The following is an 11,668-nucleotide window of genomic DNA, read 5'->3' as shown; positions in this document are numbered from 1 at the left end:
TCTCCCTCACACGCTGGTTTCTGGTGGTTGGCGCCTGGTGTGCCAATTCCAGGGCCGGCGTGACTGCTTGGGCAGTGGCTTGGATTGTGCTGCCGATGTCGTGGTGTCGGTTGCGGTGCTGTGGGCGCCAAGGCCACCGGCTTGGTTGAAGAAGGCATCGAGGTCGTCGGTCAGATTTCTCTGGTCACCCCACGCGCTCGGCCGAGACGGTTGGGGCTCTTCGGGCTTCGGGCGTTGCCAGTCCTCGCTCCAGAATGGGATGAACTCGCTGGCCGGTGAGGGAACGTCGAGCCATGCGTAAAGTTCCTCGTACCTGCGGTTCACAGAATCGGTCTGGTCTTCCAAGGGTTGTTGATCTTCCATTTTCCGCTCCTTTGCTCAGGCTGCGACTTGGGTGCCGCGACCGAGCCGCGTCATCCAGTCCTCATATTGCTGCGCGACCTCGGTAGCGTGCTCGGGTTCGGTCGCCGCCCGGTAGCCCGACAGGGCCAGTAGCCGCAGGGCCTCTTCCCAAAGCCAGTGCGGGGACGTGAAGAGTGCTGTGCCCGCATCGCGCTGTAGCCGCGCCAGCTCGTCTGGTCGGACCCGGAGCGGGTCCACCAACGAGGTGATCGGGCGTCCTTGGAACGCACGCATCGGTCTGAGGAGAAGGATCTCCACGATGCGTGCCAGCCGCGCGGCTGAGCGCACGTACAGTTCGCGGATTTCGGTCGGTGCTCGGTCGGCCGGGTGGGCGAGCGTCCAGGAGCGCACGAGGTCATCCCATGGGCCCGCGCCGTAGAATTGTTGTGCCATGGCCACGTTCGCGACGACGCGTAGTCCGGCTGGAGGATGCGGATCGCCTGGTGGCACACTCCAGATTCGGCGCTCTTCTCCGGCGATCACGTCGTGTAGGGCCGCGACGGCTGCGTAGCCCGAGTGAGCGAAGGCGAATGCGTCGCCTGCCATCTCGCTTGACCAACTGGCCCAGGCATCGCCCACATCTGGGGCGTCGCGGCGGAACTCCTGCCGGAATGCGGCGGCTAGTTCGTCGTTCCACCCGAGGCTGAAGCCCAGTTGGTGTCCGGCTTCATGCAGGAGAGCACTCGGTCGGGCGCCGCCGAGGTTATGCCGGGTAACCTTGATCGCGGCGGCGACGGAGATCGAGCGGCCGTCCCACAGCCGGAGTCCGCTGCGGAGGACGGAGGCGCCAAGACCGCGGTCGACGTAAGTAAGTATGGGCGGTGTGAGATGGCCGAGCGGACGCAGCACTTGCTCCAGGCTTCGGCCGGCGAGAATGTCGCAGGCGCGCAGAAGGGCACCCGTCTTCGGGCTGGTCCGTGTGTTGACAGCGTCGCCATAGAAGTCGAGCGCCGTCTCGACCTGGAGGTACTTGCGCCGGAAGCGCACAACGAGAAGGCGGACACGGTCGAGGTCAGCAATGGTCTCGGCAGCTTGTAGTTCCGCCTGAAGCACGTCGGCGCCTTTTTGGAGGCGTTGCACCGAACTCCGTAGCTGCGCGCGAATCGCCACATCGAGGTGGTGCTCGAGATTCGCCCATGCCGAGGCCGAGGCGAAATTTTCGAAGTCATCGAGAGCGATGACTGCCGACCGCCAGTGAGCAACCTGGCGGGTGGCCTGAAGGCGCAGGGCGGTCGTGTCGTCAAGCACGGTGGTGCCCCGGCCGGATCTGGACACCTGCGCGCGGATAGCCATTCAGTAGGCCATGCAGGTCGGCCAATGACCAGAGACCAGCGGGCACGGTGCGACCGCCGGCTCCGCCGCTGAGGAGAGAGGCGATCGCCTGGAGGCCGGGCGGATCAGACAGGCTGACCAGGAGCGTTACACCGTCGGAGTCTTCAGCTGTGGCAGCGGCGAACGCGTCGCGCTGCCGGGCTAGCTCGACACCGAGGGCACGCCCGGTCCACCGCTCGATTGCGTTGGCCAGCAGCAGCGACGGCGATCGGGCCAGCTGAAACATTCCACTGACGAGGTCCTGAGGCTCGGGTTCTTCGCGAATGATGCGAATCTGGCCACGCGGGTTGGCGAGCGCGGTCCGAATCGCGGGCCGGTAGATTCGGCGCAGCGCGGCCAGGGCGGCCCCGAGAGGCTCTTTACGGCGCAGTCGTACCGCGATGGTTTGGGCGTCGGACTCGCTGAGATTAAGCGTGAGGCGGATCTCCCTCGCCCGTAGGTCGAGCATCATGCTGGCGCTGCTGGAACGCCCCGCATGGGGCCGGGCTCCAGGCACCTCCAGGTAGTACAGGCGTTCACCGACGGCCAACGGTTCAGGCTGGACAAAGGATGCCTCATCCACCTCGCGTCCCAGGCCGGGCTCGCCGAGCAGGATGCCTGCAGCCTCACGCGTCAGCGGATGGACGGCGATGCGTTCGCTGCTCCGACCTGTCCTGCCGGACCGACGCTCGGCGCGCAGGATTCGTCCGATCCGCGTGCCTGGCACGGCTTGGTAGAGGTGCAGGCGCCCGTGAACGACGCCAGTGCGTCCTAGCTGATCGCGAAGGAACGCGCCGAGAGTGCGGCCGCCGAAGGTGCGGATCGCATTTGCTGCCTGCACCGTTACGGTGACTGGAAATTCGCCGGTGTGCTTGCGGTAACGCGTGTGTCCACCGCGCGGCATAGAAACCCAGGTTCCCGCTGGTTGGGATGTTTCGAGGTACTCGCTCGCCGGATCGAGCATCCCGATCGGGAAGTTGGCTGCGACAGCCTCTTGGAAACCTTCATAAGCCACCGTCTCGAGCGTGAGCTCGTCCTCGAGTTCGTCAGCCGCTAGCTCGCTGACCCGGCGGACGGTGTCCTCTATCGCGTTCGCAAATGCCTCGCCCGCGATGCCTGGCGTGGGTTCGGCAGGGCTCTCTAGTGTCATGAGTCGCAGTCCGGCGTCGACGATCGCCTGTGAGAGCGCGGGTGCGATCTGAGGCCCCACGTAGGGTGCGATGAGTCGGCCCAAATAGCGGGCCAGGAACGAGACGACTTTCGGGCGACCCGCCATCCGTATACCGATCCGCAGCGCAGGCAGCACCGCCGGTAGGAATTCCTCCACTACCGGCGTCGGGTCCTCTCCCGCCTCCAGGGCCTGGAACTGCGTCAAAAACCTGGCACGTGCGTCGTCGAGTTCGCCCAGGATATCGATTTCTGCTGCGCTGGCGACGATGGCCTCGGTGACCAGTTCTTCCTGCGCGAACTCATCTGGGGCGAAGAACAGCTCCGTGATCTCGGAGTCGAAGCCGAGCTGCAGCACCCGTGTGTCGGCGGCGGCCGGCACACGGCCGAGCTCCTCGAACTCTGCCAGCTCGCCGGTGAACTTCTTCGCCAATATCGCTCCGTACGGCCGAAGTGCCGGAGACAGCTTGTCCTGGGCCATGTTCACGAAGCGTTTGAACAGTGGCCGGACAAGTCCGGCCAGCCTGCGCAGAATCAATCCGATTGGCATCAGCGTCGAGATCTTCTTGGCCAGCCTGACCGCTCCCTTGACCGCTCCCTTCGCCTTCTTCCAAAGCTTGCCCAGAAAGTTCTCGAACACCGGCGGTAGGTCGGTCTCGCGCGGCTCGTATCGCTGGAGGAGCTTATCCAACTCGGTTTCGCTCAACGCGCCGACCTGTGCAGTGTCGAGGCCATAAGCCATCCGCTCGAAGAGGCCTTCGGCCTCCGAGCGAAGGGGTTCGATCCACCGCTCCAGCAGACGTTCGGCCCGAGAGGCCCCGGTCGCTGATTCGTCGGTCCCGAGTCTCTCGACCTCGGTCTCCGCCTCATTGAGCAGCTCCTCCATCGCCTCGTCGAACTCCGGGTCGAGCAGCTCGGAAAAGAAGGCCCGAGCCTCGGCAGCGCCGAGGTCGACGACCTCGTCGCCCAGGCGGTATTCGGCCACGAACGGGGCCTCCGTCGTCGACTGGCCCATCGGTGACGACGGGCCTGTCTGCGCCATACCCAACCGCAGCGATGGCTCAGCGGGGGCGAGGCCGAGGAATGGCGTTTCTGGCTGCCAGGGACCGGAGACCGTGGCAGCGTCGCCATGGGGAAGCGAGCTCATACTCATTCCTCACCTTGAAGTCCGATAAGGATGTCTTGCGCGGCGTTCCGGACCGTCTCTCTGACGTCACTCATCCGACACCCCAGTGTCTTCGGCAGTAGATGGCCGATCGAGTCCGCAGGCGAGTGTGAGGAGCCATTGTTCGAGAATGTGACAGGCGCTCGCCGCGTTCGTAGTCCGGCCGAGTAGCTTGTCGCGGCCGTGTTCGTGTCCCACCTCGAGTAGCTCAATCAGCAGTGCTGCGTCGTTCGTGTCGCGAACCTCGACGCGAACAACAGCTACCTCATGCCGTGTGCCGGCGGAAAGTCCCACGTCGGGGAGCCTGCTCTGAGGAAGGCACCGACGCGGCACGCTGGCGTCACTCCCCGCTCCGGACGGTCAGGGGTTCAATCAGCTGCTGCATGAGGCCAGACGGCTCGATCCCAAGCTCTTCCCAAAGCAGCGCCTGGTACTCGCGGTATGACCGGAGGGCCTCAACAACGTTCCCCTCCGAGATGTGCACCCGTATTGCCAGGCGACGGCTGCTTTCGCGAAGAGGCTCCGCCCGGACCGAGGCCAGAGCTGCAATTAGAGCATCCCCGAGGTGGTTCCGTTCGATCAGTGCCGATGCCGCGTGTTCCAGTGCTTCCAAGCGGAGGAGTCGGAACCGCTCCCGGTCTGCCACCACCCATGGATCATCCCAGTCCGGCAGAAGCTCGGCGTGCCTAACAAGCAGTGGGAGACGGCTCAGATCGTCCGTATTGGCCTCGTGAATTAGCCGCTGCGAGAGCCTGGACAGTTCCGTGACATCAACCCTCACGTTCAACGACAAACCGAGCCGGTCGGGAGCGGCAGACAATACTCGAACGCCGACGCGGCTAAGACGCCACAAGGTGGTGCGCAGATTGTTCGCCGCCCGCTGCGCAGACGTATCGAACCAAAGAGCACCTGCCAGAGCCGTTCGGCTCACGGGATGCTCCATCAGCGCCAGATAGGCCAGCACCCGCTCGACACCACGTGGAAGCGCGAGCCGACGGTCTGCCACAGTCAGCTCGAACTCGCCGGTGAGCGTTATACACACTGCGTCAGTTGCGCTCGTGTCGATTCGTGCTCCGTTGTAGGCCATGGCCCTCTCCGGCGCTTCGAGACGTTAAGACCGATTTTCCTCGAGCATGTCACCCAGACGTCACCGCGGCGGCACCCGATCGAGGGTACGGCGTACGGGGAACGCGCGGCCCAAGCGCTGACGGCCATGGACGCCAGCACCACGGCGACCGACACCACATCCGGCTGACTAGCCGGACGCTGAGCCGAACCCAACATTCGGTGTCGACGACACGTGAATACTGGATCAGGCACACTTTCCGTGATCGGACCCGTTGCGTAGATCACGATTCGGGCGTTCCGGCCGGTAGCCGACTCCTTGATTACCAACATCTGCAGCGTGTTGATCAAGGAGCTGCTCGCCGTCTTGTTTCCTCACTTGGCAGGTGTGTGCGTCGACGAGGTGTTCCGGTCGGGAGCCACAGTGCAGGTCCGGGCCAGGACTGGCACCGTGAAGGCCGCCTGCCCGGCTTGTGGAACGCCGTCGCAGCGAGTGCACAGCCACTATGTACGGCGGCTGTCCGATACTGCGGTCGGGGGCCAGGAGGTGCTCGTTCACCTGCGAGTGCACCGGTTCTTCTGCCGCACCTCCACGTGCACAAAGGCGACGTTCGCTGAGCAGGTTCCGGGGCTGACCGTCCGATACGGCCGCCGCAGCATCCGGGCGGCGAGGGCGTTGCAGGCGATCGCGCTGGCGCTGGGCGGCCGGGCCGGAGCCCGGCTCGCCGACCGGCTGGCGGCCTCGGTGAGCCGGATGACGCTGATCAGGCTGATCCGCGCGTTGCCCGACCCGGCCCTCCAAGCCGGTCCGCGGGTGCTCGGCGTGGACGACTTCGCTCTGCGGCGGGGCACTCCTACGGCACGATCCTGATCGATATCTCCACCAGCACCGTGGTGGACGTGCTGGCCGACCGGACGGCCGACACCCTCGCAGCGTGGCTTCGTGCGCATCCCGGGGTCGAGGTCGTCTGCCGTGACCGAGCCGGTGCCTATGCCGAGGGCATCGCCCGGGGCGCGCCGCACGCGACCCAAGTCGCGGACCGCTGGCACATCTGGCGCAACCTCGGCGAGGCCGTCGAACGCGCCGTCACCCGCCACCGCCACCACCTGCAAGCCCTGATCGCCGCGCCCAGCACTCGCACCGACACCTCGCCACCTGCGGCGCCGTCCGCTCCGCCTCGCTCGCCCGCCGACCGTCAGGACCGCATCGCCATGCGAACCCGCGAGCGGCATGCCGCCGTTCACGCCTTGCTCGAACAAGGCCAGGGACTGCGGGAGATCGCTCGCCTGCTGTCCCTGGGCCGCAACACCGTCCGGCGCTTCGCTCGTGCCGCCAATCCCGAGGACCTGCTCGTTCACGCCGGTACCGGCTGGCGGCCTAAGAACCTGGGAGCCTACGACTCCTACCTGCGCAGACGCTGGGCCGAGGGATGCACCAACGCTGAACTCCTCTACCGGGAACTGCAGGCTCTGGGCTATTGCGGCAGCGGCACCACCGTCCGCCAGTACGTCCGTCCCTGGCGCGACGGAACGCCTCCCGCGCCGACGCCATCGCGGCCGCCCACGGTCCGGCAGGTCACCGGCTGGTTCCTGCGCAACCCCGCCAATCTCGACCCTGAGGAGAACCGCCGGCTCCAGGTGCTCGCCACCGCCTGCCCTCAGCTGGCGATGCTTCGGCTGCGTGTGCGTCAGTTCGCCGAGATGATGATGCACCGCCAGGGCCAGAACTTGGAGACGTGGATGACCGCCGTTCTCAACGACGACCTGCCTGAGCTGCACTCCTTTGTGACCGGATTACGCCGGGACCAAGACGCCGTCACCGCCGGGCTCACCCTGCCCTACAGCTCCGGGCCCGTCGAAGGGCACGTCAACCGGACCAAGATGCTCAAGCGGCAGATGTACGGCCGCGCCAACCCCGATCTCCTGCGCAAACGCATCCTGCTGACTGACTGACCAGGGTCCGATCACGAAATCTGTGCCTGATCCAGGATTCGAGCGTCGTTGACACCATCTGGCAGTACTGGCCCGTCCCGGCGTTGTCAGGGCTGCTCCCGCCCTCCCCGGCACCACCCGGATCAGGCTGCCCTCAGCTCCGCCTCCCTGCTGCGACAGGGGCAGCGGTGAAGGTCTTTCACCTCCACTCAACTCACAGCGCCTCACGGCGCACTCACGATCTCCGCCATATCCACGCGACGACCCTGCTCCTGGCCAGCGTCCCCCGTCCATGTCGTCGCGGCCCCGCCTCGGCCATTCCGACCCGGCGATCGCCCTTCGGGTGTACGTCCACGTCATCCACGAACAGGCGGCCACCGCTGCTGACATCTTCGCAAAGGCCGTCGGCGGATAGATGGGAGCCACCCAGGAGCCACCGTGTTAGCAAAGGTGTTAACAAGATCTCAACATTGTCCTGACAAACAGAAAGCCCCTGACGGCATAACGCCTGTTCAAGGGCTTCCTCTTGTAGAGCCGACGAGGGGAATCGAACCCCTGACCTTCTGTTTACAAGACACATACAGAGACGTTAAGTAGCGACGTCATCGCACTAAAATACAGGTCAGAGTGCTAGTGAATGCTTGCGAGTGTTCGACAATACGCGTCAGTAACACGAGTACGTCGCACTCTCATCGCACTTCCTTGATCGAATGTGATCGGGCTCGATTCACCGGCCGCCGATCTGCTCGATGGGGATGCGAGGGCCGGGCCTCCGAGCCATGCCGAGTCTCGCTCGGTATCCGCATGTAGCCCTGAGGCGTCGTAGCGGCTCGCGCACTCGCTTGCGGTCGCAGAGGGAGGCCTCCGACGCATCGTGACCCGGGTGAACGGGACGTGGGCGCTCGGCGATCCGCTACAGCGTTTCCTCTACGCCGGTGGCCAATAAAACCATCGGGGATCAAGGCTCAGATGAAAGCGAAGCCGTACCGACCAAAACACCAACGACAAGATCATTGAGCATGAGACCGGCACCGTGACGTATTCAACTGTGTCGTATTCGTCTTGTAGCTCGTCGGGGTGGTTGACGTGGCGCCGTGCATCACCCGCCAGCTTGTCGCCGCTCGGTCTCTGTGAGGTTGGCCTGCACGATAGCACGGCTGTGATCATCCTTCGTGAAGTCGAACATCGACTTGGCCTGCTTGAACGCGATGATGGCCTCGTCAAAGCGCCGTATCTCGCATAGGGCGAGGCCGAGGTTGGTCAGCGCTAGGCCATCGCTGTGGCGGTCGCCGAGCTGGCGGGAGATGGTGGCGGCGTCTTGGTGGGCGGTGATGGCCTCGTCAAAGCGCCGCACCTGGCGCAGGGCGACGCCGAGGTTGTTCAGCGCCGTGCCTTCACCGTGGCGGTCGCCGAGGTCGGGGTAGATGGTGGCGGCGTCCTGGAGGGCGGTGATGGCCTCGTCAAAGCGCCGCACCTGGCGCAGGGCGACGCCGAGGTTGTTCAGCGCCGTGCCTTCACCGTGGCGGTCGCCGAGGCGGGTGCTCGCGGTCGCCGCGATGGTGTTGACGGTCAGAAGATCGTCGAGGGCGCGTCGCCAGTGCAGGTAGACGTTCAGGCGCGCTGGCAGAAGGTGGGCAATGTGGTGGCGTGCGGTGGCTTGGGCGAGAGTGACGGCAGCGACTAGATTGGCGCGTTCAGTGTCGAACCAGGCCATGGCATCGTCTCGTCCGGTGAAGTGGTCCGGGACGGGCTGGCCGGGCAGGGCCTGCAGGTGGTCGTTGGCGGCCTCGGCCGTAGCTAGGTAGTAATACAGCAGCCGGTCCAGCGCCTGCTCACGTTGGTCGTCAGCTGCCGGGCTGACGCCGTGTTGGTCGGCGTACAGGCGGACCAGGTCGTGCATGCTCCACCGGCCGGTGATCGGGATGGTGAGCAGGTGCGCCCGGGCCAGCGCGGCCAGCTGCCGGCGCACCACCGGCTCCGGAGCGCTGGTCAGGGCGGCGGCGGCCGGGAGAGAGATGTCCGGGCCAGGGTTGAGCGGCAGCATCCGAAATAGCCGAGCCTGTTCGGGCTGGTCGACGAGCAGGTGCTGGTAGGACAGGTCGAACGCGGCCCGGACCGCCAGCGGGCGGCCATGCTGGTCCCGGTCGCCGCTGTCGAGGGCGTCCAGCCGCTGCTGGGCGTCGGCCATCTCGGCTGCCATCTCGGCCAGCGGCCGGTCGGGTTCGGCGCGCAGCAGAGCGGCGATGATCTGCAACGCCAGCGGCAGCCGTCCGCACAGTCGGGCGATCTTCGCCACGGGTTCGGGCTCGGCGCCGGCGCGTGGATCGGCCCGCCCCGCCTGTAGCGCGGTGCGCAGCAGGTCGACCGCGTCGGCTTCGGGCAGGACGGCCAGGTCGACCAGGTGGGCGGGCAGGGTCAGGGTGTGCCGGGAGGTGATCAGCAGCCGGTGACACGGCTGGGCCGGCAGCAGCGGCTCGACCTGGCCAGAGACGGCGGCGTTGTCGGCCACCACCAGCACCGGCATCCCCTCGCCGGCTCGGTCGGCCAGCACCGACTGGTACAAGCCCAGCTGCTCATCGCCGGTGGGTGGCAGGTCGGTGTCGCGGATGCCCATCGCGCGCAGCAGTTGCCCGGCCGCGGCTGTGGCGGAGACGCGTTCGCCGGGGTCGGGGGTGTAGCTGCGCATGTCGATGAAGAACACCCCGACGCCGAACCAGCCCTGGGTCATTGCCTGGTGGGCGGCTACCAGCGTGAGCGCGGTCTTGCCGACCCCGGCCATCCCCGCCACCGCCGACACCACCACCCCCGGCCATCCCCGGCCTGCAGGGTTCAGGAACGCCAGTATCTGTTCCAGAGCGTCGGTGCGGCCGACGAAGCCGACCGGCGCGGCCGGCAGACCGGCCAGGGCCTGCGGGGCCGGGCCGGTCGGCTGCACGATGGTCGCCGAGGCGTTATCGCCGGTCTGGATGATACCTGGGTTGCTCCCGCCCACGCTGACCGCGCGTGGCCCGTGGGCGGACACACAGGAGTGATCCGGCGGGGGGATGCTCACCGGTCGGCGCGGGCTTTGTCGCCGGTCTGGATGATGCCGGTGTTGGTTCCCGCGGCCACCGCCCGCTCACCGACCGCGCTCACCGTCACCGCCGCCGGAGCGGCGGCCGGGCCGAGCATGTCGGCGAACTCCTTGGCCAGCGCCGGGTCGGCCGCGAGCGCCTTCTTGATCTGTAACCGTAGTGCGGCCAGGCTGTCGTCATCGTCTGGCGCCTGGACCCGGTCGGCCACCGCGCTCTCCAGCTCGGCCTGGCTTTCCGGCCGTTGCCAGATGCGCTGCAGCAGCCGGCGCCCCAGGCCGACCGTCTCATCGGCGGCCACATCCTGCGCCTTGTTCAGCACCGCATTCCCGTAGGCGCCGATCGCCGCGCTCACGTACGGCATCGCCAACGCCACCACAGCAGAGACATCCATACGCCCCTCCGGTCCACCTCGACGGGTGAGCCGATCGTACGCCGCACGGACAGGCGCGGCAGGCGATTGCTGGACATGCCCAGGGATGTCCCCGAATCAGACCCGCACCCGATGCAATACGAACGCAAAGCGCAATAGTCGCATCCGATGCAATACTGCACAGAAGACTGGTGGCGTGACGTATTCGACTGTGTCGTATTTTCCCAGTGGAGTTTGGTAGTTGGGAAAATACGACACAGAGGAAAGGCCGAGCCCTCTCTTTTACGGTGCGTGATCCGTCCAGTGGGCGAGGTCGGCCCGGATGCTTCGAGTGTCGGGATGATTAACGCCTGACACGCACTGCCGAACGGGGAGCAGGGCAGTGAGCTGATCGCGAGCGGCTGCCGCGTCGCCCGCCCATCCCATCCAACGTGCAAGCTCGTGGCGGGTGGCGAGCGTGTCGGGGTGCTCGGCACCGAGTACGCGTTCGCGGATGGGGAGCAGGGCGATGAGCTGGTTACGGGCGGCTACCGCATCCCCCGCCTGTCCTGTCCAGCGCGCGAGGTTATGCCGGGTGGCCAGCGTGGAGGGGTGCTCGGCACCGAGTACGCGTTCGCGGATGGGGAGCAGGGCAGCGAACTGGTCACGAGCGGCTACCGCATCCCCCGCATCCCCTGTCCAGCGCGCAAGATTATGGCGAGTGAGAAGGGTTTGGGCGTGTTCAGCACCGAGCACGCGTTCCTCGACGGGGAGCAGGGCGGCGAGCTGGTCCCGAGCTGCGGTGGCGTCGCCCGCCCATCCCGTCCAGCGCGCAAGATTGGACCGTGCGGTCAAAGTGACGGGGTGCTCGGATCCCAGGTTCGCCCAAGTGTTGTCAAGAATTTTCCGGTAGAGAGCTTTGGCGGTGCGGTAGTCGCCGCTCACACCGAGATAGCGGGCGATTTTGCGCATACCGTTGGCTTGGGCGGTCAGCACGAAGCGTGCGTGAGAGAGCAATCGTGCATAGCGTGGCCAAGTTGCTGCGAGTTCCGGATCGTCCGGTAGCGCGTTTTCTAAGAGCCTGCTGACAAAGGCTTAAGTGCTGGTGGGCAGGGGGCCGTAGAGGGCTGGTCCGATCTTGTTGAGGTAGCCCTGGTGAGACCATTGGGACAGCTGGACGCGGAAGCTGTTGATGTTCTCGAT

Annotated in this window: 9 protein-coding genes; 2 read left to right on the top strand and 7 right to left on the bottom strand. The window is 66.1% G+C overall.

Going from position 1 to position 11,668, the window contains the following annotated elements; translation table 11 throughout:
* Positions 1-6: 6 nt before the first annotated feature.
* The 4 genes from KLK06_RS51425 to KLK06_RS51410 all read right to left on the bottom strand — a co-directional run bounded on the left by KLK06_RS51425 (position 7) and on the right by KLK06_RS51410 (position 5,132).
* A complete protein-coding gene (locus KLK06_RS51425; protein WP_214643187.1) occupies positions 7-363 on the bottom strand; it encodes a hypothetical protein in 357 nt (118 codons plus the stop codon).
* Between the two features lie 15 nt (positions 364-378).
* Positions 379-1,650: a hypothetical protein gene (locus KLK06_RS51420; protein ID WP_214643186.1), complete on the bottom strand. Its 1,272-nt coding sequence runs from the start codon at positions 1,648-1,650 to the stop codon at positions 379-381.
* Entirely contained in the window at positions 1,643-4,027 is a 2,385-nt protein-coding gene (locus KLK06_RS51415; RefSeq protein ID WP_214643185.1) for a hypothetical protein, read from the bottom strand. The genes KLK06_RS51420 and KLK06_RS51415 overlap by 8 nt, the downstream gene beginning before the upstream one ends.
* Before the next feature lie 358 nt (positions 4,028-4,385).
* Positions 4,386-5,132 carry a BTAD domain-containing putative transcriptional regulator gene (locus KLK06_RS51410; protein WP_214643184.1) on the bottom strand — a complete coding sequence of 249 codons (747 nt, stop codon included), beginning with the start codon at positions 5,130-5,132 and terminating at the stop codon, positions 4,386-4,388.
* A 318-nt stretch (positions 5,133-5,450) separates the two neighbouring features.
* Between KLK06_RS51410 and KLK06_RS51405 the strand changes: the two genes are divergently transcribed.
* Positions 5,451-5,981 carry a transposase family protein gene (locus KLK06_RS51405; protein ID WP_214643183.1) on the top strand — a complete coding sequence of 177 codons (531 nt, stop codon included), beginning with the start codon at positions 5,451-5,453 and terminating at the stop codon, positions 5,979-5,981.
* A 20-nt stretch (positions 5,982-6,001) separates the two neighbouring features.
* Positions 6,002-7,063, top strand: a complete 1,062-nt coding sequence (locus tag KLK06_RS51400; RefSeq protein ID WP_308168846.1) for a transposase — start codon at positions 6,002-6,004, stop codon at positions 7,061-7,063.
* Between the two features lie 1,078 nt (positions 7,064-8,141).
* Here KLK06_RS51400 and KLK06_RS62775 read toward each other — a convergent pair.
* The 3 genes from KLK06_RS62775 to KLK06_RS51385 all read right to left on the bottom strand — a co-directional run bounded on the left by KLK06_RS62775 (position 8,142) and on the right by KLK06_RS51385 (position 11,461).
* Positions 8,142-10,064, bottom strand: a complete 1,923-nt coding sequence (locus KLK06_RS62775) for a tetratricopeptide repeat protein (RefSeq protein ID WP_214643181.1) — start codon at positions 10,062-10,064, stop codon at positions 8,142-8,144.
* 26 nt (positions 10,065-10,090) lie between these two features.
* Complete coding sequence (locus tag KLK06_RS51390) at positions 10,091-10,507, bottom strand: hypothetical protein (RefSeq protein WP_214643180.1); 417 nt, start codon at positions 10,505-10,507, stop codon at positions 10,091-10,093.
* 261 nt (positions 10,508-10,768) lie between these two features.
* Complete coding sequence (locus KLK06_RS51385; protein ID WP_214643179.1) at positions 10,769-11,461, bottom strand: tetratricopeptide repeat protein; 693 nt, start codon at positions 11,459-11,461, stop codon at positions 10,769-10,771.
* Between the last annotated feature and the right edge of the window lie 207 nt (positions 11,462-11,668).

The organism is Nonomuraea sp. NEAU-A123, from assembly GCF_018603905.1.
In the GTDB taxonomy this organism is placed as follows: Bacteria; Actinomycetota; Actinomycetes; order Streptosporangiales; family Streptosporangiaceae; genus Nonomuraea.
Note: the sequence above shows the minus strand (reverse complement) of the source record. Positions and strands in the feature narration are given on the sequence as shown.

Bases quoted from the DNA above. Each gene is read 5' to 3' on its own strand.
- KLK06_RS51425 (WP_214643187.1), bottom strand. From the start codon at position 363: ATGGAAGATCAACAACCCTTGGAAGACCAGACCGATTCTGTGAACCGC.
- KLK06_RS51415 (WP_214643185.1), bottom strand. From the start codon at position 4,027: ATGAGCTCGCTTCCCCATGGCGACGCTGCCACGGTCTCCGGTCCCTGG.
- KLK06_RS51410 (WP_214643184.1), bottom strand. From the start codon at position 5,132: ATGGCCTACAACGGAGCACGAATCGACACGAGCGCAACTGACGCAGTG.
- KLK06_RS51390 (WP_214643180.1), bottom strand. From the start codon at position 10,507: ATGGATGTCTCTGCTGTGGTGGCGTTGGCGATGCCGTACGTGAGCGCG.